The 24,202-nt window shown below is 74.2% G+C and carries 22 protein-coding genes; 16 read left to right on the top strand and 6 right to left on the bottom strand.

The window, feature by feature from the left end:
• Window positions 1-13: 13 nt before the first annotated feature.
• Entirely contained in the window at window positions 14-1,480 is a 1,467-nt protein-coding gene (locus AC2TEW_RS10955; protein ID WP_484623186.1) for a sigma factor, read from the bottom strand.
• Between the two features lie 535 nt (window positions 1,481-2,015).
• Between AC2TEW_RS10955 and AC2TEW_RS10950 the strand changes: the two genes are divergently transcribed.
• From AC2TEW_RS10950 to AC2TEW_RS10930, 5 genes are all read left to right on the top strand, one after another.
• Window positions 2,016-2,591: an ATP-binding protein gene (locus AC2TEW_RS10950; protein ID WP_484623185.1), complete on the top strand. Its 576-nt coding sequence runs from the start codon at window positions 2,016-2,018 to the stop codon at window positions 2,589-2,591.
• Window positions 2,592-3,232: 641 nt separating this feature from the next.
• Complete coding sequence (locus AC2TEW_RS10945; protein WP_484623184.1) at window positions 3,233-4,519, top strand: MFS transporter; 1,287 nt, start codon at window positions 3,233-3,235, stop codon at window positions 4,517-4,519.
• 58 nt (window positions 4,520-4,577) lie between these two features.
• On the top strand, window positions 4,578-5,897 hold the full coding sequence (locus AC2TEW_RS10940) for an MFS transporter (protein WP_484623183.1): 1,320 nt from the start codon (window positions 4,578-4,580) through the stop codon (window positions 5,895-5,897).
• Between the two features lie 360 nt (window positions 5,898-6,257).
• Complete coding sequence (locus AC2TEW_RS10935; RefSeq protein ID WP_033823890.1) at window positions 6,258-6,584, top strand: DUF4229 domain-containing protein; 327 nt, start codon at window positions 6,258-6,260, stop codon at window positions 6,582-6,584.
• Window positions 6,585-6,590: 6 nt separating this feature from the next.
• Window positions 6,591-7,625 carry a LacI family DNA-binding transcriptional regulator gene (locus tag AC2TEW_RS10930; protein ID WP_484623182.1) on the top strand — a complete coding sequence of 345 codons (1,035 nt, stop codon included), beginning with the start codon at window positions 6,591-6,593 and terminating at the stop codon, window positions 7,623-7,625.
• A 212-nt stretch (window positions 7,626-7,837) separates the two neighbouring features.
• Here AC2TEW_RS10930 and AC2TEW_RS10925 read toward each other — a convergent pair whose 3' ends face one another.
• The gene (locus AC2TEW_RS10925; RefSeq protein ID WP_484623181.1) at window positions 7,838-9,100 is read right to left on the bottom strand and encodes an MFS transporter; all 1,263 of its coding nucleotides are present in this window, start codon (window positions 9,098-9,100) and stop codon (window positions 7,838-7,840) included.
• Window positions 9,101-9,521: 421 nt separating this feature from the next.
• Between AC2TEW_RS10925 and AC2TEW_RS10920 the strand changes: the two genes are divergently transcribed.
• Together AC2TEW_RS10920 and AC2TEW_RS10915 are read left to right on the top strand one after the other, a co-directional pair.
• Window positions 9,522-10,910: a dicarboxylate/amino acid:cation symporter gene (locus AC2TEW_RS10920; RefSeq protein WP_484623180.1), complete on the top strand. Its 1,389-nt coding sequence runs from the start codon at window positions 9,522-9,524 to the stop codon at window positions 10,908-10,910.
• Between the two features lie 131 nt (window positions 10,911-11,041).
• Window positions 11,042-11,599: a hypothetical protein gene (locus AC2TEW_RS10915; RefSeq protein ID WP_484623179.1), complete on the top strand. Its 558-nt coding sequence runs from the start codon at window positions 11,042-11,044 to the stop codon at window positions 11,597-11,599.
• A 367-nt stretch (window positions 11,600-11,966) separates the two neighbouring features.
• On the opposite strand, the gene AC2TEW_RS10910 is transcribed toward AC2TEW_RS10915, so the two are convergent.
• Window positions 11,967-12,170 (bottom strand): cold-shock protein, encoded by a 204-nt coding sequence (locus AC2TEW_RS10910; protein ID WP_003998944.1) that lies wholly within the window; start codon window positions 12,168-12,170, stop codon window positions 11,967-11,969.
• A 347-nt stretch (window positions 12,171-12,517) separates the two neighbouring features.
• Here AC2TEW_RS10910 and AC2TEW_RS10905 point away from each other — a divergent pair, with 347 nt between their 5' ends.
• From AC2TEW_RS10905 to AC2TEW_RS10870, 8 genes are all read left to right on the top strand, one after another.
• Window positions 12,518-13,399, top strand: coding sequence for a menaquinone biosynthetic enzyme MqnA/MqnD family protein (locus AC2TEW_RS10905; protein ID WP_484623178.1), 882 nt, complete (start codon window positions 12,518-12,520; stop codon window positions 13,397-13,399).
• A gap of 190 nt (window positions 13,400-13,589) precedes the next feature.
• Window positions 13,590-15,347 carry a serine/threonine-protein kinase gene (locus AC2TEW_RS10900; RefSeq protein WP_484623177.1) on the top strand — a complete coding sequence of 586 codons (1,758 nt, stop codon included), beginning with the start codon at window positions 13,590-13,592 and terminating at the stop codon, window positions 15,345-15,347.
• Window positions 15,348-15,493: 146 nt separating this feature from the next.
• The gene (mqnC, locus tag AC2TEW_RS10895; protein ID WP_484623176.1) at window positions 15,494-16,753 is read left to right on the top strand and encodes a cyclic dehypoxanthinyl futalosine synthase; all 1,260 of its coding nucleotides are present in this window, start codon (window positions 15,494-15,496) and stop codon (window positions 16,751-16,753) included.
• Window positions 16,753-17,361 carry a hypothetical protein gene (locus tag AC2TEW_RS10890; RefSeq protein WP_484623175.1) on the top strand — a complete coding sequence of 203 codons (609 nt, stop codon included), beginning with the start codon at window positions 16,753-16,755 and terminating at the stop codon, window positions 17,359-17,361. Before mqnC ends, AC2TEW_RS10890 begins: the two co-directional genes overlap by 1 nt.
• A 154-nt stretch (window positions 17,362-17,515) precedes the next feature.
• Window positions 17,516-18,124, top strand: a complete 609-nt coding sequence (locus AC2TEW_RS10885) for a DUF3592 domain-containing protein (protein ID WP_484623174.1) — start codon at window positions 17,516-17,518, stop codon at window positions 18,122-18,124.
• A 176-nt stretch (window positions 18,125-18,300) separates the two neighbouring features.
• Window positions 18,301-18,993, top strand: a complete 693-nt coding sequence (locus tag AC2TEW_RS10880) for a demethylmenaquinone methyltransferase (RefSeq protein ID WP_484623173.1) — start codon at window positions 18,301-18,303, stop codon at window positions 18,991-18,993.
• A 97-nt stretch (window positions 18,994-19,090) separates the two neighbouring features.
• Window positions 19,091-20,377 (top strand): geranylgeranyl reductase family protein, encoded by a 1,287-nt coding sequence (locus AC2TEW_RS10875; RefSeq protein WP_033822589.1) that lies wholly within the window; start codon window positions 19,091-19,093, stop codon window positions 20,375-20,377.
• Between the two features lie 73 nt (window positions 20,378-20,450).
• Window positions 20,451-20,882, top strand: a complete 432-nt coding sequence (locus AC2TEW_RS10870; protein ID WP_484623172.1) for a GNAT family N-acetyltransferase — start codon at window positions 20,451-20,453, stop codon at window positions 20,880-20,882.
• Between the two features lie 21 nt (window positions 20,883-20,903).
• Here the strand turns inward: AC2TEW_RS10870 and AC2TEW_RS10865 are convergent, their stop codons facing one another.
• From AC2TEW_RS10865 to AC2TEW_RS10855, 3 genes are all read right to left on the bottom strand, one after another.
• Window positions 20,904-21,692, bottom strand: coding sequence for a GNAT family N-acetyltransferase (locus AC2TEW_RS10865; RefSeq protein ID WP_484623171.1), 789 nt, complete (start codon window positions 21,690-21,692; stop codon window positions 20,904-20,906).
• A gap of 58 nt (window positions 21,693-21,750) precedes the next feature.
• Window positions 21,751-22,413, bottom strand: coding sequence for a peptidylprolyl isomerase (locus tag AC2TEW_RS10860; protein WP_484623170.1), 663 nt, complete (start codon window positions 22,411-22,413; stop codon window positions 21,751-21,753).
• A 112-nt stretch (window positions 22,414-22,525) separates the two neighbouring features.
• Window positions 22,526-23,254: a DUF2278 family protein gene (locus tag AC2TEW_RS10855; RefSeq protein WP_484623169.1), complete on the bottom strand. Its 729-nt coding sequence runs from the start codon at window positions 23,252-23,254 to the stop codon at window positions 22,526-22,528.
• Window positions 23,255-23,778: 524 nt separating this feature from the next.
• Here AC2TEW_RS10855 and AC2TEW_RS10850 point away from each other — a divergent pair.
• Window positions 23,779-24,138, top strand: coding sequence for an NADH-quinone oxidoreductase subunit A (locus AC2TEW_RS10850; protein ID WP_033822576.1), 360 nt, complete (start codon window positions 23,779-23,781; stop codon window positions 24,136-24,138).
• Window positions 24,139-24,202: the final 64 nt, after the last annotated feature.

The following is a 24,202-nucleotide window of genomic DNA, read 5'->3' as shown; positions in this document are numbered from 1 at the left end:
GTGGCCCGGCCGCTCAGGGCCGGGAGAGCAGGGGCACCGCGTGCAGGACCTCCCGGATCGCCGCCAGGTCGCCGTGCCGGCCGACCGGGAGCAGGTCCGGGTCGCGGTGGGCGGCGGCGAGGTAGCAGAACTCCAGGCCGTCCAGCACCATCTCGGCGACCGGCGCCCCGCCGTCGTCCTGCGGCCCGTCGAGCGGGATCCGCCACTCGCCGGCCGCCGGTCCGTCGATCACCAGCCGCAGCAGCCGGCGGTCACCGGCCGCCCGCCGCGGACCGCGCAGCGCGGCCAGCAGGTACGGCAGCATCCGGGCGGCCAGGTCGACCAGCAGCCGCAGGTGCTGCGGCGCGGGCGGGGCGTACGGGTAGTCGACCGCCCGGGCGAGGTCGTCGCCGTGGACCCAGCACTCGAACGCCCGGTCCAGGAAGGCGTCGGACAGCGGCAGCACGGCCGAGCCGTAGTCGACCGGGGAGGTGCCGTCCGCACCGAGACCGGCCGCGCGGAGCAGTTCGTGGCTCTGCCGCCGCCACATGCCGCGCACCTCGGCGGGCGCGCTGCCGCGCCGCGCCTCGATCAGGCTCCCGGTCCGGGCGAGGACGTCCCCGGGCCGCCCCTGCTCGGGCACCCGGGGCGGGCCCGCCGGCCGCGGCCCGGGCGGCGCCGATATCCGGACCGGGTCGGGCAGGCCGAGGGCGGGCGTCAGATAGCCGTCCACGGCGGCCAGATGGCAGACCACCTCCGCGGGCCGCCAGCGCTGCACCCCGCCGTGCCAGGGCAGTTCGGCCACCTCCTGCCACTCCCCGGGGCCGAGGTCCCGCAGCAGGGCGTCCAGCTTGGCGGTCTCGGCCGCGTACGGCGCCGCCCACGGCGGGACGGGACAGGGCGCGGGGCGCTGCGCCAGACACCAGTCCAGCACCTGGCGGCGCAGCGCTTCGCCGGGCCCGAGCGAGTCATCGGGCCCGAGCGGGTCCTCGGGGTCGGGCAGGTCCTCGGGGTCGGGTGGGCCGTCCGGGGCCGCGGTGCCGTCGGGGTCGGGGACGCCGAGCGGACCGGGAGGGCCGGACACGGCGGGTGCGGCGAACACGGCGGATGCGGCGGGGGTGTGCCGGTGCGTCGGGGCGGACAGCGGCTGCGGGAGGGCGGCCACCAGTTCGCGTACCCGGACGGCGGTGGCGCGGGCCGCGGCCGCCCGGCCGTCGTCCTGGCGGGCCGCCAGCAGTTCGGCGGCCCGGTGCCGGGTGAGCCCGGCCAGCCGGTCGCGGAGCGGGCCGTGGGCCGGGTCGAGGCGCTCCGGCGCCTGCCAGACCCCGGCGAACACCTCGCGGGTCAGCTGCTCGGCGTCGTCCTGGTCGTCCAGCAGCCGCCAGGCGAGTCCGTGCACCAGCGGTGCGTGGTGGTCGTAGAGCTCGCCGAGCGCGGACTCCTCGCCGCGCAGCAGCCGCCTGGGGACCTGCTCGTCCCGGTGGGCGGTGCGATCGGACATGGCCCCTGCCCCCTCCGTGCTCCGGGCGGCCCTACTCAACGGTAGCCCGTCCGGGCCGGGGCGGGGTGCATTCGTACGAAGAAGGAAATACCGGGTTTCGGATCGCGGGAGGCTCGGTCCGTCCCCCGGGAGGGGGGCGTTCGACCGGATGCGGACAGATGTGGGAAGGGTTGTTCGCTCGTGGCGACCGGGAGGTTGCCCCCGCGTGGCGGTACCGTCGTATCGCTCGCGCCGTAGGGCGCAGGAGGGTGTGGCGCGGGTGGACGATCAGCGGTGCGATGCTCGCCAGGGTGAGCGGGACAGTATGCACCGAGCCGTCCCCCGATCGCTGGAATATGCCTGAAGCGCTTGCTGCGGGCGAGCTGCGGAATCATCCTGAGGCGTATTCGTGCCGAAGCCATGGGCAGCCCGGCAGGCATTCCCGGGGTGCGCGGCCGGCCGGACCGGCGTGACCAGGGCCTCGGCCCCGCCCGGTCCGGGCAGCAGGGAGAACGGCCGACGACCGGGCCGAATACCGAGTGCGGGTGGTGGAGCGGTGCAGGTATTTCAGGTGCAGCTGGCGGTGCAGGCGGACCCGTCGGAGGTCGGCCGGGCCAGGCGCTGGGTGCGGGCCCGGCTGAAGGGCCACGGGCTCGACCCGGACGCGCCGGTCGCCGAGACGCTGGTGCTGGTGGTCTCCGAACTGGTCACCAACGCGGTGGTGCACACCGGCTGTCCGGCGGTGCTGCGGCTGTCCATGCCGGTGCCCGGCCGCTCGTGTCCGATCGGCTCGGGCGCCAACGGCGACCGTGACCCGCTCGTCCCGGTCCGGGTGGAGGTGGCCGACGCCAGCGTGGTCGCCCCGGCGCCCCGGCACGCGGGCGGCGACGCCACCAACGGGCGGGGACTGGAGCTGGTCGAGCTGCTCTGCGACCGCTGGGGCTGGTACCCGGACGGCTCCGGCAAGCGGGTCTGGTGCGAGATCGACCCCAAGGTCCCCGAGCACCTGCCGGCCGTCCAGGAGCCGCTCCGGACGCCCCTCGAGCAGCCGGCGGCGGAGCAGGTGGCGGGCGCTCACCCGCCGCTGCACGCCGCCGATCCGGCCACCGCCTCCCGCGCGTACGCGCTCTGACGCGCGGTCCGCGCTCCCGCACCCCCGCGGCTCCGGGCTCCGCCCCCGCCGTCCCACGCCGCGCCACGCCATGTCCTGCCGCGCTGCGCCGTCCGCACCTCCGTGCCCCGGCTCCTGCCGACCCCACCCCCGCTCCCGCCGGTCCGCGCACGCCGCCCGGTGCGCTGTCGCGCCGTCCGCGCGCCGTCCTCACGCCGGGTCGCCACCGCCTCTGACGTCCCGTCCGCCCCGTCCGCCCCTGGGGCGCGTCCGGAGGCCGTCCGTCCGCCGCCGTGCGCCACCCGATGCCAAATGCGCCGCAACCATTCCGAATTTCGGACAACCCATTGACGTGACGTATCCGACTGATCACTCTTGGGTGCAGCTCTCCGTTGCGAGGGGACGTCGAGGCGACTCCGGGCCGGTGCGGGGCACAGGGGGACAGCCGCTGCCTGCCGCCCGGGACCACCACCTCGACGAGTGCAGAGGGCCGGCGCGCGGCTTCAGGGCTCGGGCGCCAGGTCGGATGGCGGAGCCGCCGCGCCGTGCTCGGGGCGCGCGTGGCGGCCCGCCGTCCGGGCCGGCGCGGGAATCCGACCGCTGCCGCATCGTGACCCCAAAACCACTGGAATTCGCAGTGGTCTACACCAAAACTCTCTCCTGTGACCGCCCCCGAACTGCAGCACGCCCCCACTCCCGCCCAGGACCCCGCTCCCGCCCGGGCCGCCGCCCCTCCGGCCGGGCCGCCGGGACCCGCCATCTGGTCCGCCGGCTTCCGGCTCTACTTCACCGCCCGCAGCTCCGGCCTGCTCGGCGACGCGATGCTCCCGGTCGCCGTCTCGGCCGGCCTGCTCGGCGCGGGCCACCCGCTCGGCTCGGTCGGCTACGCGATGGCCTTCCTGATGGCACCCTTCGCCGGCCTGGTCCTGGTCGGCGGGGTCCTGGCCGACCGGTTCACCGCCCGCCGGCTGATGATCGCCGCAGACCTGCTCAACCTGGTCACCCGGGTCCTGCTCGCGCTGCTGTTCTTCCGCGGCATCGACCAGCTCTGGCAGCTGTACGCGCTGCTCGCGCTGGCCGGTACCGCCGCCGCGATGTTCCAGCCCGGCGCGGCCTCCACCGTCCCCCTGGTCGCCCGCGACGTCCAGGGCGCCAACGGCGTGCTGCGGATCTCCGAGGCCGTCACCGCACTGCTCGGCCCGGCCCTCGCGGGCGTCCTGGTCGGCGCCGCGGCCACCGGCTGGGTGATGGTCATCGCCGCCGCCACGTACGGCGTCAGCGCGCTGTGCCTGCTCGCGCTGCGGCTCGGAGTGGTGCCCGCCCCGCCCGCCGGCGACAGCCTGTGGCGCAACCTGGTCGTCGGCTGGCACGAGTTCAGATCCCGCAGCTGGATGTGGGGCGTGATCGTGATCTGGCTCTTCTTCAGCGTGCTCTCCTTCGGACCGATGCTGCCGGTCGCCGCCGGTGTGGTGGTGCCGCAGCACGGCTCGACCGTCTACGGACTGCTCAGCTGCGCGTTCGGGGTGGGCACCGTGCTCGGCGGGGTGGTCGCCATCCGGGTCAAGCCGGCCCGGCCGCTGACCGGCGGCGCGCTCGCCCTGATTGCCTTCCCCGCGTACCAGTTCGCCCTCGCCCTGGACCTCCCGGTCCCGCTGCTGGCCGCCGCCCAGCTGCTCACCGGCGCCGGCGTCACCTTCTGGGGCGTCATGTGGGCGACCAGCGTCCAGACCCAGGTGCCGGGCGAGGTGCTGAACCGGATCCACGCCTACGAGGTGGCCGGCTCGGTCTGCATGGTCCCGCTCGGCGCCGCCCTGGCCGGCCCCGCCGCCGACGCCTTCGGCGAACGCCAGGTGCTGGCGGCGGGCGGCGTGGTCGCCCTGCTGGTGGTCGCGGCCCTGCTGCTCAGCCCGCCGATCCGCGGCCTGCGCCGGGCGGTGGCCCGATCCTGACGAAAGGTGGCAGTCAGGCCCCTCGTCCGTACCCGCCCCCGGCCCGGACACTCGGTCCGTGACCGACCTGAACACCCCACCGCGGACCGACCCCACCCACCCCGCCCCCGCCACCCCCGCCGCCGAACGGACACCCCGCGCACCCCGCCTGCACTACGCCTGGGTGGTGGCCGGTGTCGCGCTGGTCGTCCTCGTCGGCGCGGCCGGCTTCCGCTCCACCCCCGGCCTGATGATGGACGCGCTGAACAGCGAGTTCGGCTGGTCGCACGCCACCGTCTCCAGCGCGGTCTCGGTCAACCTCACCCTGTACGGGCTGACCGCCCCGTTCGCCGCCGCACTGATGGACCGCTTCGGCGTGCGGCTGGTCACGGTCTGCGCGCTGCTGCTGATCGCCACCGGCTCGGGGCTCACCGTACTGATGACCCAGCCGTGGCACCTGGTGCTCTGCTGGGGCGTGCTGGTGGGCCTCGGCAGCGGCTCGATGGCCGGCGCCTTCGCCACCACCATCACCGGCCGCTGGTTCCAGGCCCACCAAGGCCTGGTCACCGGCGTCCTCACCGCCGCCGGAGCGGCCGGGAACCTGGTCTTCATGCCGGTCCTGGCCGCCCTGGTCACCCAGCACGGCTGGCGCACCGCCGTGGTGGTGGTCTCGCTGGCGGCCACCGCCGTCGCCGTCCCGGTCCTGCTGCTGATGCGCGAACGCCCCGCCGACCTCGGCCTGCTGCCACTGGGCGCCACCGAGCCCCCCGCCCCGCCGGCCGTGACCGGCAGCGCGCTCGCCCGCTCCCTGCGGGTGCTCCGGGAGGCCGCCCGCACCCGGGCGTTCTGGCTGCTGGCCGGTTCGTTCGCCATCTGCGGCGCCACCACTGCGGGCCTGGTCGGCACCCACTTCATCCCCGCCGCGCACGACCACGGCATGCCCGTCACCACCGGCGCGAGCCTGCTCGCCCTGGTCGGCATCTTCGACGTGGCCGGCACCGTCGCCAGCGGCTGGTTCACCGACCGCTTCGACTCCCGCGCCCTGCTGATCACCTACTACGCCCTGCGCGGCGTCTCGCTGCTCCTCCTGCCGCAGCTGTTCGCCGATTCGCTGCGCCCGCCGATCCTGGCCTTCGTCATCTTCTACGGCCTGGACTGGGTCGCCACCGTCCCGCCCACCATCGCGCTCTGCCGCCGCCACTTCGGCGCGGACGCCCCGGTGGTGTTCGGCTGGGTACTGGCCGCCCACCAGATCGGCGCCGCCGCGGTCGCCTCGCTGGCGGGCCTCGCCCGGGACCACTTCGGCGACTACGACCTGGCCTGGTACGCGGCGGGCGGCCTGTGCGCGGTCGCGGTGCTGTGCTGCCTCGGCCTCGCCCGGCGGCCCGCGACGGCGTAGCCGGGGTGCCGGGGTCCGTGGGCGCTCGGGCGCTCGGGCGCTCGGGCCGGGCGATCGGACCAGGGCCGCGGGGGTGAGGGCACGAGGACGTCCTCGGGGCAGCCCGGCCGGCCGCGGTGGCCGTGGCGTCGCCGCGCCGGGTGCCACCGCGCGGGTGCGAGGGGTGCGACGGGCGTAAGGGGCGTAAGGGGTGCGGGAGGCGCGGCGGGCCGCGGGAGGCGTCGTCGGCCCGGTGGCGGCGGCGGTCCGAGGGCGGCGACGAGCCTGTCTGCCGCTGCGGCCGGTCGGCATGCTTCACTGGGAGCCGTGCCCTGTGGGCCAGCTCCGCCCGCCGTACCCCTGCAGTGAGGACCTCCTTCCGTGAGCAGCAAGACGCACGCCACGCTCCGCTACACGTCCCTGCGGGTCAGCATCTTCCTCGGCTGCCTGCTGATCTTCCTGCTGCTGGGCCACTTCGGTGTGATCCCGGTGGCCGGTGACGCGGGTGCGGTCTTCCTGGTGCTGCTCGCCGGACTGGTGTCCGCACCGATCAGCTACGTGGTGCTGAGCAAGCAGCGGGACGCGATGTCGGCGCAGATCAGCGAGAAGGTCGAGACGATCCGCTCGCGCACCGCGGCGCAGAACGCGGAGGAGGACGCCGCCGACGACGCCGCTCGCGCCGCCGCCGCGGCAGCCGTCCAGAACTGATCCCCGGTGCCGCAGTCCGCGGGCGGTCCGGCCGCCGTTCCCACCCCTCCGAAGCGGCCGACCGGCCGTGACGTGGCCCGGCTGGCGGGCGTCTCCCAGGCCACCGTCTCGCTGGTGTTCTCGGGGTCGGACGCCGGGCACCGGGTGTCCGAAGCCACCCGGGAACGCATCCGCGAGGCCGCCCGCAGCCTCGGCTACCGCCCCCAGGCCGCCGGCCGGCAACTGCGGCTCGGCCGCAGCGGCATGATCCTGCTGGCGGTGCCCAACCTGCTCGGCCCCTTCTTCGGACGGGTCCTGACCGGGGTCCACGAGGAGGCGGGCAAGCACGGGCTGGCCGTCGTGGTCAGCAGCGGCTGGGCCAGCGCCACCCTCGCGGACGCCGCCGCCACCAGCCGCTTCGACGGCCTGCTGGTCTGCTCCCCGGACGACAGCCAACTCGGCGAGCTCCCGCCGGACACCCCTGCCGTGTTCCTGGACGCCGACCCGGCCGCCAACCACGGCCGGCCGACGGTCGAACTCGACGTCGCGGGCGGCATGCGCGGCGCGGTCGAGCACCTGGTGGCACTCGGCCACCGGCGGATCGGGCACCTGAGGTCCACCCACTCCGCGTACACCTTCCGGGTCCGGCAGGCCGCGTTCGAACAGGCCACCCGCGGCCTGGAGGTGGTCGAGGCGGGCGTCAGCCTGAACGAAGGGCGCCAGGCCGCCTTCGAGGCGGCGCACCGGCTGCTCGGCGGGCCGGACCGGCCGCGCGCCGTGGTCTGCGACGACGACGTGGTCGCCTCCGGGCTCTACCAGGCGGCGGCCGAACTCGGGCTGCGGATCCCCGCCGACGTCTCCGTGGTCGGACTCGACAACATCCCGGTGGCCGAGCTCCTGGCGCCGCCCCTCACCACCGTCGACCTCCCCGGCGAGGAACTCGGCAGGGCCGGGGTCACCGCGCTGGCAGCACTGCTCCGGGGGGAACCGGCGGCCGCCGTCCCGGCTCTGGCGACCAGCTTGGTGGTGCGCAGCTCGACCGGTGCGGCGGCTGAGCGCTGATGTTCCCGGGATCACGTCTCATGTCTCACGGCTCACGTCTTACAGATAGCGGATGACAGCTGACGGAATCTGTCAGCGCGAGAATGTCCAGCGGATGTGCCCGCCGCGCCCGACCTGCCCGCACCGGGTGACTCGCTGTCGCGCGGCCGGCCGACAACGGACAGAGGACGGCTGACAGATATCGTCATCTGTCAGCCGTCCTCGCGATTCCCTCAGGCCTTCGCGGCCACGGGCTCCCCCTGGCCCACCACCATGCCGCCGCCCGCGTCCCCCGCCTCGGCTCCGGCCCCGGTCCCCGCCGGCGGCCGGGTCTCCAGCCGCCGGCGGCAGCCGAAGAGCAGCGCGCCGCCCAGCCCGATCCCTCCCACCGCGCAGAGCGCGACGGCGGGCAGGGAGTCGGAGGCGAGCAGCCCGGAGACGGCGTAGCCGGCCGCGTTGCCCGTCGCGAAGAGGGTGACCAGCCAGGCGAAGGCCTCCGTCACCGTGCCGGTCGGTGCCAGTTCGGCGACCAGCACGAACGCCGCCGCCAGCAGCGGCGCCAGGGAGATCCCGGACAGCAGCGCCAGGCCGGCCATGGCCGCCGGGCCGGGCAGCAGGAGCAGCGGCAGGTAGCTGGCGGCCATCGCGAGCGCGATCGTCCAGGTGCGGGTGGCGGTGCTGATCCGCCACGGCAGTGCGCCGTAGACCAGGGCGCCGACCAGTCCGCCGAGCGCTGCCAGTGCCAGCAGGCTGCCCGCGCCGCCCGGCAGGCCGCCGGGGTGGTTCTCGGCGTACGCGATGAACAGCACGTTCTGGGCGCCGACCGTCCAGCCGGCGCCGGCCAGCCCGACCAGCAGCAGGACCAAGCCGGGGGAGCGGAGCGGCCCGAGCAGGCCGGCCGAGGACTCGCGCGGCGGCGCCTGCCAGGCGCGGGCGGGTGCGGTGGTGGCGACCACCAGCGAGCCGAGCAGTCCGAGTGCCGCGGCCGTCCACAGGGCTGTGGACGGGCCGAAGGCGGCGGCCAGTCCGGCCACGGCCAGCGGGCCGGCGACGTAGAGGACCTGCTGCGAGGCGGAGTCGAAGGCGTACGCGGTGTCCAGCTGCTCCTCCTCGACCACGGCGGGCCACAGGGAGCGCAGGCACGGTTCGAGCGGTGGCATCGCCAGTCCGGCGAGCGCGGCGCCGGCCAGGGCGGCGGTGGGTGAGCCGGGCGCGAGCGCCAGCAGCGCGTAGCCCAGTCCGGCGATCAGCGCGGAGGCGATCAGCACCCGGGGCTGGCCGGTGCGGTCCACGATCCGGCCGAGCACCGGGCCGCCGACGGCGGCGGCGATGGCGTACGCGGCGGTGGCCAGCCCGATCCTGCTGTACGGCGCGCCGGCCTCGCGCAGTGCGAGGGCGATCACCAGCGCGGTCATCCCGGCGGGCAGCCGCCCGAGCAGGGTGCCCAGCAGGAGTCGGGTGACGTGCGGGGCGCGGAGCAGGGCGAGATAGCCCATGGCGTTCGGTCTCCTGGGCAGGCGGGGGCGCTGGGGTCGGTCATTAAGTTATACGTATAACCAGCGGGGGTCAACCGAGCCGGCCGAGGTGCCCCGGCCCACCCTGCCCGCGCCTCGCGGGTCGTTCGTCGACGCAACTCAAACCTGTACTTTGAACATCTCAAAGGTTTATTGCTAATCTTCCGGCCATGGCCACCCCAGGCGCCGCACTCCAGTACGGGACGAGCACCCCGCTCGCCCCCTGCTGCCCGCGCCTGTCCGGTGCTGTGGACAGCCCGCGCACCTGTTGCGCCCTGCGCTGTACCGAGGCGGCACGCCCCGTCTGAGGCCCGGCCCCGCCGGCTGCCCTCCGCCGTGCCGCCATCGCCCCCGCGCGCCCCACCCCCCTGCCTGTCCTCCCGTTCCCCGGAGTCGCATCCCCATGTCCACAGCGCCCACCGCAGCCACGCCGCCGGCCGGATCCCCGGCACCCGCCGGGGCCACCCCGCCCTCGTTCCTGGCGAAGGTCCGGAAGACCCCGTTCTGGGTCCAGATCGTCGGCGGCCTCGTCCTCGGCGCCCTGCTCGGCTGGGTCGCCCGTGCGGGCGACGTGTCCTGGCTGGCCACCACCCTCGAGACGATCGGCCGGACCTTCGTCCAGCTGCTCACCCTCGCCGTCCCGCCGCTGGTCTTCACAGCGATCCTGGTCAGCGTCGCCAACCTGCGGAACGTCACCAACGCCGCCCGGCTGGCCGTCCGCACGCTGCTCTGGTTCCTGGCCACCTCGCTGATCGCCGTCGCGATCGGCCTCGGCATCGGCCTGCTCACCGACCCGGGCAAGGTGGACCACAACGGCCTCAAGGCCGCCGCCCCCAAGCACACCGGCAGCTGGGTCGACTTCATCACCGGCATCTTCCCGAGCAACATCGTCGAGGCCTTCACCGAGGTGAACGTCCTTCAGATCGTCTTCCTGGCCGTCGTGGCCGGCGCGGCGGTGCTGAAGATCGGGCCCAAGGCGGACCCGGTGCTCAAGCTGAGCGAGTCGCTGCTGGAACTGATCCAGACCGCGCTCTGGTGGGTCATCCGGCTCGCCCCGCTCGGCACCCTCGGCCTGATCGGCAAGTCCGTCGCCAAGTACGGCCAGGACGTCCTGCAGCCGCTGAGCGTGCTCGCCGTCGACGTCTACGTCGGCTGCGCGCTGGTGCTGTTCGTCGTCTACGCGCTGCTGCTGCGCTTCGCCGGCGGTCTCAACCCGCTCAACTTCTACAAGGGCGCCTGGCCCGCGATCCAGCTCGCCTTCGTCTCGCGCTCCTCGGTCGGCACGCTCCCCGTCACCCGCCGGGTGACCGAGCGCCTCGGGGTCCCGAGCGAGTACGCCAGCTTCGCCGTGCCGTTCGGCGCCACCACCAAGATGGACGGCTGCGCCGCCGTCTACCCCGCGCTGGCCGCGATCTTCGTCGCCCAGTTCTACGGCGTCCACCTCGGCGTCGGCGACTACCTCCTGATCGCCTTCGTCTCGGTCATCGGCTCCGCCGCCACGGCGGGCCTGACCGGCGCCACCGTGATGCTGACGCTCACCCTCAGCACCCTGGGCCTCCCGCTGGAGGGCGTGGGCCTGCTGTTCGCCGTCGAGCCGATCCTCGACATGGTCCGCACCGCCACCAACGTGGCCGGACAGGTGGTCACACCGCTGATCGTGGCCGCCCGTGAGGGGATCCTCGACCGCGACGCCTACGACCACCCGACCGGTGACCTCCTGACGGAGGACCGCCCGGCCGCCGTCCCGGCGCAGCCGGTCGCCGAGCCGGCCGCCGAGCCGGTCGCCGTCTGATCCGGCCCGCTCCAGGTTCCAGGTTCGAGCCCTTCCCCGGCCGGGGAAGGGCTCGAACCGTCGGCGGACCGAACGGCCCTCCGCCCGGGCCGGGGCGAACGCTCCGCCCCTGCTGCCGCTACGGTTCCCGCGTGACCGCTCCCGCCTGGACCGACGACGAGATCGTCGCCGAGATCCGCGCCATCGCCCGGGCCGACCACCTCCCGCCCCCCGCGCCCCCGGAGGCGGCGGACGCGTTCGAGGCCCTCACCGGGTTCCCGATGGCCCCGCTGCTGCGGAGGATCTACTGCGAGGCCGCCGACGGCGGCTTCGGCCCCGGCGGCGGCGGTGGCGGCCCCGGGCGCGGCCGGGTCGAGGGCGGGGTGGTGTCGCTCACCGCGTCCGGGCGGCGGTTCAGCAACGAACCGTCCCTGGTGCACCTGTACCGCGAGTGGACCTCCCAGCCGTCCGCGGAACAGCCGTACTATCCGCGCCGGGTGCTGCCGCTGGTGACCCTCGGAGGGGTCGTCTGGTGGTGCATCGACCTCAGCAGCCCGCACGGCAGCATGTGGGGCGCGGACGAGAACGCCTGTGACCACCACTGGCTCGCCCCGCAGCACCTGACGCTGGCCCAGTGGCTCACCGACTGGCTCCGCGGTGATCTCGCCCGCCCGGTGATCCCGCCCGTTCCCGGCTGCCCCACCTGCTGACGGGCGGAGCCGGACGGGCCTCGGCGGTCGGGCGCCGGTGGTCCGCCCCGGCCCGCCAGGTGGACTGCCTCCCTCTTGCGCTGTCTTCCCGACGGGCGGAACGGGAGCCGCCGCCCGGGCGGCGCGCCGCGGACGGGCCACGATGGCCGGAATCCGCCGTCCGTCCGCCGCCTGTCCGCCGCCCGTCCGCCGTTCCTCCACCCGCGCACGAGCCGGCGGAGAAAAAGGCAGGGGGCCCGCCGGGTCCGGATGAACCGGACCGGGGCGGGCCCCCTTGGTACTGCTCGTCATGCTCTTGCTGGCGGCCGGTCAGGGCTGCCGGTGGACCCACACGGGGCCCCGAGCGATCAGATCATCAGAGGATGGATCAGACAGGGGTGACGTTCTCCGCCTGCGGGCCCTTCGGGCCCTGGGTGACGTCGAAGCTGACCGCCTGGTTCTCCTCCAGCGAGCGGAAGCCGCTCGCGTTGATGGCGGAGTAGTGGACGAAGACGTCGGGGCCGCCGCCCTCCTGGGCGATGAAGCCGAAGCCCTTCTCGGCGTTGAACCACTTGACGGTTCCGGTCGCCATACCGTTCTCCTTGCGAGGGACGTAGCGGGCACCACACCTTGTGGCACCCGGTCCGCTGCGCTGATCGCCCCGCCTCCGGAGTGGGTCCGGAGTTTTTCGCACAGTGCTCAATCAGTGCTCAATTGATGCTGGTGAAAAATTACAAAAAGCCTGCGGTTACATGCTCCGCAGGCTCCAAGTACTGCAAGGGGAATCAAACTGCAACTGAGTGGAACCGTAGCACGAGGGGGCTGCCCCGACCAGGGGTCTCCGAAAGCCGTGCACGGTGTGTCGGCCACCGGGTGCGGGGCCTTCCGTAAGGCAGGCATACGCTGCCAGGAGCGCACGAACAGCAGAGGGAGCATCTGGTGACCGGTACGGACGCAGGCGGCCCGTCGGCAGTAAGGCCACGGGTCGGACACATTCAGTTCCTCAACTGCGTGCCCCTCTACTGGGGCCTGGCACGGACCGGAAACCTGCTCGATCTGGACCTCAGCAAGGACACTCCGGAGAAGCTCAGTGACCGGCTGGTGGACGGCTCGCTCGACATCGGGCCGATCACCTGTGTGGAGTACCTGCGCAACGCCGACCGGCTGGTGGTGCTGCCGGACATCGCGGTCGGCAGCGACGGCCCGGTGATGTCCTGCGTGATCGTCAGCAAGCTGCCGCTGGAACAGCTGGACGGGCGCCGGGTCGCCCTCGGCTCCACCAGCCGGACCTCGGTACGGCTGGCCCGGCTGCTGCTGGAGGAGCGCGAAGGGGTGCGGCCGGAGTACTTCAGCTGCCCGCCCGACCTGGACCTGATGCTGGCCGACGCGGACGCCGCCGTGCTGATCGGCGACCCGGCGCTGCGGGCCTCGCTGGAGCAGGCACCCCGTCAGGGGCTGGCCGTGCACGACCTCGGGGCGATGTGGAAGGAGTGGACCGGCCTGCCGTTCGTCTTCGCCGTCTGGGCCGCCCGCCGCGACTACGCCGAGCGCAACCCGGCCATGGTGGCCGCCGTGCACCGGGCCTTCCTGGAGTCGCGCGACCTGTCGCTGGCCGAGGCCGCCCTGGTGGCCGAGCAGGCGGCCCGCTGGGAGTCGTTCGACGCGCCGCTGCTGGAGCGCTACTTCAGCGAGGCGCTGGACTTCTCGCTGGGTGAGCGCCAGCTGGCGGGGATCGCCGAGTTCGCCCGCCGGATCGCACCGGACAGCGGCTTCGCCCCCGACGTCACGGTCACCCTGCTGGAGCCGGCCCCGGTCGGCTGACCGACGCCGAAGCCACCCGGCCCGCCCGCACCCCGCCCGTACCCTCGTACCCCGCCGGCCCGCCCGCACCCCGCTCGGTACCCCTCGCACCCCGGCGGTGCCGCCCGGCACCCCGGCGGCACCCCGCAGCGGTACTGTCTGGGCAGCCGCGCGCGGTGGGCGGGGCCGGACACGAGGGGACGGGCGGGCCATGGAGCCGCTGGGGGCGGACGACCCACGACAGATCGGCGAGTACCGGCTGCTGCGCCGGCTCGGGGCCGGCGGGATGGGCCGGGTCTACCTGGGCCGCACCGCGGGCGGCCGGACGGTCGCGGTCAAGGTGGTGCGCGGTGAGCTCGCGGACGATCCCGAGTTCCGGGCGCGGTTCCGTCAGGAGGTCTCGGCAGCCCGCTTGGTGGGCGGCGCCCGGACCGCCCCGGTGCTGGACGCCGACACCGAGGGGCCGCGGCCCTGGGTCGCCACCGGCTACGTCGCGGGTCCGGCGCTCGGCGCCGCCGTCCGCCGCCACGGACCGCTGCCCGTCCCCGCCGTCCACGCCCTCGGGGCGGACCTCGCCGGGGCACTGGCCCACGTGCACGGCCTCGGGCTGGTGCACCGGGACGTCAAACCCTCCAACGTGCTGCTCGCCCTGGACGGCTCCCGCCTGATCGACTTCGGCATCGCCCGCGCGCTGGACGGGGCCACCGAGCTCACCCGGTCCGGGTTCATGGTCGGCTCGCCGGGCTTCATGTCACCCGAGCAGGCCGCGGGCGGCCGTCCCGGTCCGGCCGGGGACGTGTTCGCGCTGGGGGCGGTGCTGGCCTACGCGGCCACCGGGGTCCCGCCGTTCGGCGAGGGCGTCAGCGCGGCCGTGCTGCTGTACCGGGTCCTGCACGAGGAACCCGACCTTCGCGGGGTCCCGGCCGGGCTGCGCGAGATCGTCGAGGAGTGCCTGGCCAAGCGGCCCGAGGACCGGCCGGTCCCGGCCGACCTGCGCGAGCGGCTGGCCGCGATGGCGCCGGGCCCGAGCGAGAACGGCTGGCTCCCGCCGGCCCTGTCGGCGGCGGTCGCCCGCAGCGCGGTCGAACTGCTGGACCTGGAGGGGGAGGGGGACGGCTCCACCGGCCCGGCCACCGGCCCGGCCACCGGCCCGGCCGCGGGAGCGGCCGAGGTGGCGGGCAGTGGGAGCGGTGCCGGGAGCGCCGGCGTGCCCGCCGGCGGGCACAGCCGCACCGAGGTCGACGGACCGTCGGACCGGCACCCCCGGCAGCCTCCCGGGCCGCCGACACCAGAGGCGCCACCGGCACCGGAGGCATCACAACCGCTGCCACCGGCCACAGCACCGGCCCCACCGGCCGGCCGGCGCCCGCACCTGCGGTGGCTGGTGGCCGCCGCCGTGGTGGCCGCGCTCGGCGTGTCGCTGGCGGTGCTGGAGCCCTGGCAGGGCGGCGGCACCGGCGGCCACGGTGCCGGCGCCACGCACGCCGCCTCCGGTCCGGGTGCCGCTCCGGACCCGGGCGCCACCCCGGCGCCCTCGCACTCCGCCTCGTCGCCCGCCGCCCCGCCGGCCTCGGGCTCGCCGAGGGCCGCGACCGGTGCCGCGGGCGGCGACGCCCTCCCCGCCGGGTACGTGGGGACCTGGAAGGGCGCCATCACCACCCAGATCGTCCCGCTGGCCAGCGACTTCCAGGTCGAGCTGACGGCCGGCCGGGTCGGCGAGCGGATCGGGCGCACCAGCAACGCCTCGCGGCTCAGCAGCACGGTCTGCCGGGGTGAGCTGACGCTGCTCTCGGTGGCCGCCGACCGCGTCGTCCTCCAGGAGCGTCCGGCGCCCGGCGCCGACGCGGGCTGCACCGGGGCGCCGGAGAAGCAGACCTACACCCTCACGGACCCGCGCACCCTGCACCTCCAGGTCAGCGAGGCCCCGCTCGGCTCGGACCCGGCGGGTGACCTGACGAAGCAGGGCTGACCGGGCCCGGCCGGGCAGCGCCCCGGAGCCGCGGCCGCGGCCCCCGCCCCACCGGGCGAGGGCTCGGCAGGGGCCGCAGAGGGCTGGCGTAGGCTGGTTCGGTCATGTCGGCCGGGCTTCCGTGCCCGGCTGAGGCGACCCGATGGATGGACAGAAAGAAGGCCCGCCAGGTGTCCGAGCAGACCCTCCCCCTGCCCTCGGCCGGGGGCGCCCCCGTCGCCGCCGACCTGCAGGCTGTCCTGGACCGCGCGGCCGCCGGTGGCCGGATCACGGCCGAGGAGGCGCTGGAGCTGTACCGCTCCGCGCCGCTGCACGCGCTCGGCTCCGCCGCCGACGCCGTGCGCCGCCGCCGCTACGCGGGCACCGAGCACATCGCGACGTACATCATCGAGCGCAACATCAACTACACCAACGTCTGCGTGACGGCGTGCAAGTTCTGCGCCTTCTACGTGGCGCCCAAGAGCGACAAGGGCTGGTCCCGCGACCTCGACGAGATCCTGCGCCGCTGCGCGGAGACGGTGGAGCTGGGCGGCACGCAGATCATGTTCCAGGGCGGCCACCACCCGGACTACGGCGTGGAGTACTACGAGACGGCGTTCGCCGCGATCAAGGCCGACTTCCCGCAGCTGGTGATCCACTCCCTCGGCGCGTCCGAGGTCGAGCACATGGCCCGGATCTCCGGGGTCTCCATCGAGGAGGCCATCACCCGGATCAACAAGGCGGGCCTGGACTCCTTCGCCGGCGCCGGCGCCGAACTCCTGCCCGAGCGGCCGCGCAAGGCGATCGCCCCGCTCAAGGAGTCCGGCGAGCGCTGGCTGGAGATCATGGAGACCGCGCACGGCCTGGGCGTGGAGTCCACCTCCACCATGCTGATGGGCACCGGCGAGACCAACGCCGAGCGGATCGAGCACCTGCGGATGATCCGCGACGTGCAGGACCGCACGGGCGGCTTCCGGGCCTTCATCCCGTACACCTACCAGCCGCAGAACAACCACCTCAAGGGCCGGACCCAGGCCACCGTCTTCGAGTACCTGCGGATGATCTCCATCGCCCGGCTGTTCCTCGACAACGTGGCCCACATCCAGGGCTCCTGGCTGACCACCGGCAAGGAGGCCGGCCAGCTGTCGCTGCACTACGGCGCGGACGACCTGGGCTCGGTCATGCTGGAGGAGAACGTGGTCTCGATGGCGGGTGCCAAGCACCGCTCCAACCTGACCGAGCTGATCCACCTGATCCGGGCGGCCGACCGCACCCCGGCCCAGCGCTCCACCACCTACCAGCACCTGCGGGTGCTGGACGACCCGGCGAACGACCCGGTCGACCCGCGGGTGGCCTCCCACATCGCGTCCACCGCGCTGGACGGCGGCACCGCCCACCCCGAGCTGAAGATCCTCTCCACCAGCTGATGCTGACCCTCCATCGGGCCGGCCTGCTGGTGCCCGACCCGGCCGACCCCGCCGCCCCGTCGATCCCCGACGGGGCGGTGCTGGTCGACGGCGCCGTGGTGGCCGCGTTCGGGCCGTACCCGGAGCTGGCCGGGTCCGGTGCCCGGGTGCGGGAGTGGGGCGGCCTGCTGCTGCCGGGCCTGCGCAACCCGTACGGGCACTGGCTGCTGGAACGCGCGTACCACCCGGACCCGCGGGAGGAGTTGGGCAGTGAGCCGCTGCTCACCGAGGTCGCGGCGGACCGCCGCGGCGGCAGCGCCCGGCGCGGGCTGCAGCGGATGCTGGCGTACGGGACGACGGCGGTGGCCGGTCCGTTCGAACTGCCCGCGGTCCGCACCGCGGTGACCCGCTCCGGGCTCACCGCGCTGCCCGGCGACGGGGCCCCGGGCGGGCTGGACCCGCTGGCCGCCGGAGCGCCCGGCGAACTGGTGCACCGTGCACTGACGGTCGGTGGGGCGGCGGACTTCGCGGTGTTCGAGGCGGAGTCGGTCGAGGAGCTGGCCCGGCTCGGCGCGGGCTGCTGCCTGGCGACCGTGCTGGGCGGACGGCTGGTCCACCGGCGGCGGTGACGCGGCGTGAGTTTCCCACCTCGGGGCGGCCGGAAACCGCTCCGGGCGTGGTGATCCTCATATCGGATGATCAGCGCCCGCCGTGACCTGAGGCCCCGCCAGCGGTTACGATCCCGGACAGCCACTCAGGTGACGGCAGCCAGGACAGGGAACCATGCAATCCGCGACCGCCCCCCGACCGAACGGGCCCCTCGGGCCCTCGGTCCGGCCCCGGCTGGGCCGCGGCTGGTACCTGGTCGCCGTGCTCAGCGCGGTGCTCGCGCTCGGGCTCTGCCTGCTCGGCTGGCGCCAGGCCGACCAGGCGGACCGGATCGCGGCCAACCCGGTCCGGGTCGAGGGCACCATCACCCAGCTGCCCGGCGGCAGCGGCACCTACAGCCAGGTCCGCTACCAGGCCGACGGGCGCCAGCTGACCGCCACCGACCTGTGGCTGCCCGAGAACGCCGCGCTGGGCGCCCCGATCTGCCTGGAGCACGCCGCCGACGACCCCGGCGCCGTCCGGGTCTGCGGCAACCGCTACCCGCAGCCGGTGGGCGTCGGCCTGGCGCAGACCAGCGTGCCGGTCGCGCTGATGCTCTGCGCGCTGTGCGTGGCCCGGATCTGGCGCCACCGCCGGGCCAACCCGGTGCGGGAGCAGCGCAGCGGCCGGGTCCGCACCACCGTCGCGCTGGCCGCCGAGGCCCTCGGCGAGGGGATGCCCGCGATCACCCACGGCAAGCGCTCCCGCCGCCGCCGCAAGGGCGGCCGGCGCGCCGTGCGCTGAGCGCCGGGCACGCCCCCGGCGGCCGGCGGCGCGCCGGGCGTGCGGAGGTTCGTGCTCGGCGGGTACCGGCGGCACCGGCGTACCGGGGCCCGCAGGGGCGCACGGCGACGGCGTGCGCCGTGCCGGACCGCACCCCGTCGCCCGGGGCGCCGGTGCCAAGGTGAACAATGGGGGGCGTGACCCGAGCCTCCCTGGACAAGCAGCCGCACGAAGTCGCCGCGATGTTCGACGACGTCGCGGCGAAGTACGACCGCACCAACGACGTCCTCTCCCTCGGCCAGACCCGCCTCTGGCGCCGCGCCGTGGCCGACGCCGTCGGGGCCGGGCCCGGGCAGCGGGTCCTCGACCTGGGGGCCGGCACCGGCACCTCCTCGCTGCCCTTCGCCGAGGCCGGCGCCGAGGTGGTCCCGTGCGACTTCTCGCTCGGCATGCTGGCCGAGGGCAAGCGCCGCCACCCCGACCTGGCGCTGACCGCGGGTGACGCCACCCGGCTGCCCTTCGCCGACGGGGTCTTCGACGCCGTCACCATCTCCTTCGCCCTGCGCAACGTCCAGGACACCGACGCCGCGCTGCGCGAGCTGTACCGGGTCACCAAGCCCGGTGGCCAGCTGGTGATCTGCGAGTTCTCCACCCCGACCTGGACCCCGCTGCGCACGGTCTACACCGAGTACCTGATGCGCGCGCTGCCCCCGGTGGCGACCGCGGTCAGCAGCAACCCGGACGCCTACGTCTACCTGGCCGAGTCGATCCGCTCCTGGCCCGACCAGCCCGCGCTGTCGGTCAAGCTGCAGCAGGCCGGCTGGTCCAGGGTCGCCTGGCGCAACCTGACCGGCGGCATCGTCGCCCTGCACCGGGGCTTCAAGGCCTGAGCGCCGCACCACGCCATAAACTGCTCGGGGTCCGCCCCGGGCCCCCACCGTCGTGTCCAGGAGAGTGCCAGCCGTGACCACCGACACCGCAGCCGATCTGACGAAGCCGGCGAGCCCCGTGGAGAGCACCGCGGACGTCATCGTGGTCGGTGCCGGCCCGGCGGGCTCCACCACGGCGTACTACCTGGCCCAGGCCGGGCTGGACGTGCTGCTGCTGGAGAAGACCGAGTTCCCGCGGGAGAAGGTCTGCGGCGACGGCCTGACCCCGCGCGCCACCAAGCAGTTGGTGGACATGGGCATCGACGTCTCCACCGAGAACGGCTGGCTGCACAACAAGGGCCTGCGGATCATCGGCGGTGGCGTCCGGCTGGAGCTGGACTGGCCCGAGCTGGCCGCCTTCCCCGACTACGGCCTGGTCCGCAAGCGCGCCGACTTCGACGAGCTGCTGGCCCGTCAGGCCCAGAAGGCCGGGGCCCGGCTGTACGAGCGGTGCAACGTCACCGGCCCGGTGCTGGACGAGCGCACCGGCCGGATCACCGGCGTCACCGCCAAGGTGGGCGAGGAGAAGCGGGCGGTGGTCTTCAAGGCCCCGCTGGTGGTGGCCGCCGACGGCAACTCCACCCGGCTGTCGGTCGCGATGGGCCTGCACCGGATGGAGGACCGGCCGATGGGCGTCGCCTACCGGACGTACTTCACCTCGCCCCGCCACGACGACGACTACCTGGAGTCCTGGCTGGAGCTGCGCGACCCGCGCAAGAAGGACGAGCTGCTGCCCGGCTACGGCTGGATCTTCGGCATGGGCGACGGCACCTCCAACGTGGGCCTCGGCATCCTCAACTCCTCGCCGGCCTTCGGCAACCTCAACTGGCCCGAGGTGCTGACCACCTGGTGCTCCGGCATGCCCGAGGAGTGGGGCTACACGCCGGAGAACATGACCGAGAAGATCCGCGGCGCCGCGCTGCCGATGGCCTTCAACCGGCAGCCGCACTACACCCGCGGCCTGCTGCTGGTCGGCGACGCGGGCGGGATGGTGAACCCGTTCAACGGCGAGGGCATCGCCTACGCGATGGAGTCCGGCCAGATCGCCGCCGGCGTCATCGTGCAGGCCTCGGCCCGGATCACCGAGGCCGGCCGCGAGCGGGTGCTGCACAGCTACCCGAAGGTGCTCAAGGAGGTCTACGGCGGCTACTACACGCTCGGCCGCGCCTTCGTGAAGCTGCTCGGCAGCCCCAAGGTGATGAAGATCGCCACCGAACGCGGCCTGACCCACCCGCTGCTGATGAAGTTCACGCTCAAGCTGCTGGCCAACCTGACCGACCCACAGGGCGGCGACGCGATGGACCGCCTGATCAACGGCCTGACCAAGGTGGCCCCCAACGCCTGAGCCCGGACCGGGCCCGCGGCCGCCGGACATTTCCGGTGGCCGCCGGACCCGCCGGGCTGCTTGGATCCGGGGCATGACCACCGAACTGCCCGAGGGCTACGAGATCTCCACCGACCCGGCGCGCCTGGACGCGGCGCTGGTCCACCGCTGGCTGTCCGAGGACGCCTACTGGGCGCTCGGCCGCAGCCGCGAGAAGCAGGACCGCGCCATCGCCGGATCGCTCAACTTCGGGGTGTACGACCGGGTTTCGGGCGCGCAGCTCGGCTACGCCCGGGTGGTCACCGACCGGGCCACCTTCGGCTGGCTCTGCGACGTGTACATCGCCCCGGCCGCCCGCGGCAAGGGGCTGGGCACGGCGCTGGCCGCCGCGGTCCGCGACGAGCTGGCCGGGGACGGCCTGCGCCGGGTCCTGCTGGCCACCGCCGACGCCCACGAGGTGTACGCGAAGGTCGGGTTCGAGCCGCTGGCGAAGCCGGAGAAGTGGATGGCGCTCGGCGAGCAGTAGCCGCCGGGCGGGCGCCCGGGCTCAGGACTCCCAGCGGCGTTCGCCGTCGTACCACCGGTCGGTGGGGGCGAGGCCGAGGGCGGCGGCCACCCTGGCGGAGGCGTGGTGGTCGGGGTGGATGTGGGCGACCAGGGTGTCGGCCGCTCCCGCCGTCAGCTCGATCGCGACCGCCCGGGCGGCCTCGGCGGCGATGCCAAGACCCTGCCACGGGGTGCCGACCACCCAGGCCAGTTCGGCGGTGCGGCCGCTGACGGTGGCCTGGACGTAGCCGACCAGGCGGTCCTCCGCGCACAGCCGCACGGCCCAGTTCAGCCAGCCCACCCCGGGCTCGGGCGAGCCCGCGGCCTGCCGGCGGTACCGGGCCCGCAGGCCGTCGGCGGTCTCCGGCCCGCCGCCGGTGAAGGCGTACAGGGCCGGGTCGGCGAGCACCCGGGCCATCTCCTCGGCGTGCTCCTCGCGCAGCGGGACCAGTTCCAGCCGCTCGGTCGCCAGGGTGCCGAGCGAGCGCTGCCGGACGTGCGCCAGCCGCCGCTCGAAGACCTCGCGGGCGTCCGGGGTGAGGGTGCGCAGGGCGACCAGCGCCGACAGGACCACGTCGCAGAGCTCGTCCTGGACGTCCTCCCAGCCGTGGGTGACCCCCTTGCGCGGGTTCTGGCCGGTGGCGCCGATGACGGCCTGCCCGACCTCGCCGACCTCCTCGGTGACCTTGAGGATCCGCAGCAGCCGCCGGTCGCCCGGTGGCACCGCGCTCTCCCGGTCCAGCCAGGCGACCAGCCGGTCGACGCTCTCCCAGGTGGTGCTGCGGTCCATGCGGCGGCTCCCGTACGGCGAGGGGTGGGCCCCCACCGTACGGGACGGCGGCGGCCGGTCAGCCCTTGGAGATCTTGACGTTGCGGATGTCGGTCTTCAGCGCCGGGTAGCCGTCGCCGGGGCCGTTCTGGTCGTCCTCGCCGGCCGCCGCGATCTTCTGCAGCACGTCCAGGCCGCCGGTGACCTGCCCGAAGGGGGTGTAGGCGGGGGAGAGCTTGGTGTCCTTCCAGACGAAGAAGAACTGGCTGCCGTTGGTGTTCGGCCCGGCGTTGGCCATCGCCACGGTGCCGGCCGGGTAGGTGGCGCCGGTCAGGTTCTCGTCGGGGAAGGAGTAGCCGGGACCGCCGCTGCCGGTGCCGGTCGGGTCGCCGCACTGCAGCACGAAGATCCGCTGGGTGGTGAGGCGGTGGCAGTGGCTCTTGTCGAAGTAGTCGTGCTCGGCGAGGAACCGGAACGAGAAGGTGGTGCACGGGGCCTTGTCGGTGAGCGCCTTGAAGGTGATGTCGCCCTGCTTGGTCCGCAGGGTCGCCTTGAACGGCTTGGCGGCCTTGACCGCGTCGAAGACCGGGATCCCCTTGAAGTTGTCGGCCGGCGGGGTCGGTGTGTAGGTGCAGTCCGCCGCCGGTGCGGCGGGTGCGGCCTCGGCGGCGCGGGCGGTGGTGGACAGGGTGAGCGGGACGACGGTGGCGGCCAGGAGCAGGGCCCAGTGCTTGCGCCTCATACGGGGGTGACCTCCGGTCGGTGAACGGGCGTTAATGGCATGGCCGTGTCATCAATGCCCGCTCCCGCTGCGGCTACTCCTGCGTCCCGCCCGGCACTGCGGCACCCGCCGCTCAGCGCGGGTGCCCCTGCCCGTCGGTGGGCAGCCGCTGGGTGTTGAACCGGATCTGCCAGGCCGTCAGCCGACCGTCCGCGCGCTCGCAGAGCACCGCGCCGTCCTGCCACACGCCGTCCGTGTCCCACCACTGACTGCCCACCGGGTCACCCTGGTTGAGGTGCACGTCGTGCACGCCCGGGCCGTCGGCGAAGCTCTGCCCGAAGACGTACAGCCGGCTCGCCGAGCGCAGCCTCGGCTCCAGCACGTCGAGCGCGTTGTCCCCGTCGCTGGCGACCCACGGGTGGATGTCCCGGCGAAGGTGGGCGAGGAGCGCGGCCAGCCGGTCGGCCAGGTTGGGGCCGCAGACCGGGGCGCCGGGCGGCGGGTGGAGCAGGAACTCCGCCGCCCGCCGGACCAGCAGCCGCAGCGGCGGCAGCCAGGGCGGGTCCTGGAGGAACGGGCTGCGCTGGTAGTCCAGCGCGCCCGAGCCGGGGTCCGGGGAGAGCGGGTGGAAGCCGTCGGGCAGCCCCCGCAGTGCGCCGAGGACCGTCCCGTCGAGGCCGGTGACCAGGCGGTACGCCACCCCGACCCCGCTCGGCGAGTCGACGTCCAGCGCGGCCTCCCACAGCCCGGTGGGGACGCTCAGGACCAGGTGGCCGTGGTACCACTCGCCGTACTCGTGCTGGGGGTCGCGTCCGAAGTCGTGGAAGGTGCCGATCGCGACGCCGTACCGGGGAAGAGGCATGGCCCGCTCCTCTCGCCGGGCCCGCCGGGCGGGCCCTGGTCCCAGTGTGGCCGCGGTGCGCCGCCGGTGTCGTGCGCAGGCCGCGCGGCGCCTCTCGTGCCCTTGTGAACAAAGGGTCAAGCGGGTGCACCGGGCCGGCCACTCTCGCGGGTGAGGGCCTATAACACGTCAACCTGGGGTGGCTGAAATTTGCCTCGGGCGGCCCATGGTTGATATAGGCGAAGGCCTCTGACCTGTCGGTTCACCGTTGAATGCGACTGATTGTGCCCATATGCCTCCGCTGTGTTGATTGATTGCGACTTGATCGCCTTGGTGGTCGTTTGCGAGGTGTCGCAGATCACAAAGATCGTCTGGAACTGCGTGTCGCAGATCACAAGCCGACAGGCATAGGATGCGCTCGATCCAGGCTTTGTGAACTGCCTCACATGAGTTGGATCTCAGTAAGTGGATCACGGGTTCACCTGCGGTGATCCCGCGGTTCCGATCTGCAGTCAAGGACGACTGGACGGAGGGAGCGGGGGCTTATGAATGCCTACGCGCCGATCCTCGTACTCGGTGCCATCGCGGCGGCGTTCGCGGTCGGCTCCGTCACGATGGCCTCACTGACCGGCCCCAAGCGCTACAACCGGGCCAAGTTGGAGGCGTACGAGTGCGGCATCGAGCCGACCCCGCAGCCCGTGGGCGGCGGTCGGTTCCCGATCAAGTACTACCTGACGGCGATGCTCTTCATCGTCTTCGACATCGAGATCGTCTTCCTCTACCCGTGGGCGGTCAGCTTCGACGCCCTGGGGATCTTCGGGCTGGTCGAGATGCTGCTCTTCATCGCCACCGTCTTCGTCGCGTACGCCTACGTGTGGCGCCGCGGCGGTCTGGAGTGGGACTGACCGGACGGGCCTTGTGAACCGGCGCGCAAGGTGAACGGGCGTCATCGCCACCGGACTTGGATCG

This window comes from Kitasatospora sp. NEAU-CNBT7 (genome assembly GCF_057220535.1).
This window is presented reverse-complemented; position numbering and strand designations above follow the sequence as displayed.

Bases quoted from the DNA above. Each gene is read 5' to 3' on its own strand.
- AC2TEW_RS10955 (WP_484623186.1), bottom strand. From the start codon at position 1,480: ATGTCCGATCGCACCGCCCACCGGGACGAGCAGGTCCCCAGGCGGCTG.
- AC2TEW_RS10925 (WP_484623181.1), bottom strand. From the start codon at position 9,100: ATGGGCTATCTCGCCCTGCTCCGCGCCCCGCACGTCACCCGACTCCTG.
- AC2TEW_RS10920 (WP_484623180.1), top strand. From the start codon at position 9,522: ATGTCCACAGCGCCCACCGCAGCCACGCCGCCGGCCGGATCCCCGGCA.
- AC2TEW_RS10910 (WP_003998944.1), bottom strand. From the start codon at position 12,170: ATGGCGACCGGAACCGTCAAGTGGTTCAACGCCGAGAAGGGCTTCGGC.
- AC2TEW_RS10900 (WP_484623177.1), top strand. From the start codon at position 13,590: ATGGAGCCGCTGGGGGCGGACGACCCACGACAGATCGGCGAGTACCGG.
- mqnC (WP_484623176.1), top strand. From the start codon at position 15,494: ATGGACAGAAAGAAGGCCCGCCAGGTGTCCGAGCAGACCCTCCCCCTG.
- AC2TEW_RS10890 (WP_484623175.1), top strand. From the start codon at position 16,753: ATGCTGACCCTCCATCGGGCCGGCCTGCTGGTGCCCGACCCGGCCGAC.
- AC2TEW_RS10885 (WP_484623174.1), top strand. From the start codon at position 17,516: ATGCAATCCGCGACCGCCCCCCGACCGAACGGGCCCCTCGGGCCCTCG.
- AC2TEW_RS10870 (WP_484623172.1), top strand. From the start codon at position 20,451: ATGACCACCGAACTGCCCGAGGGCTACGAGATCTCCACCGACCCGGCG.
- AC2TEW_RS10865 (WP_484623171.1), bottom strand. From the start codon at position 21,692: ATGGACCGCAGCACCACCTGGGAGAGCGTCGACCGGCTGGTCGCCTGG.
- AC2TEW_RS10860 (WP_484623170.1), bottom strand. From the start codon at position 22,413: ATGAGGCGCAAGCACTGGGCCCTGCTCCTGGCCGCCACCGTCGTCCCG.
- AC2TEW_RS10855 (WP_484623169.1), bottom strand. From the start codon at position 23,254: ATGCCTCTTCCCCGGTACGGCGTCGCGATCGGCACCTTCCACGACTTC.
- AC2TEW_RS10850 (WP_033822576.1), top strand. From the start codon at position 23,779: ATGAATGCCTACGCGCCGATCCTCGTACTCGGTGCCATCGCGGCGGCG.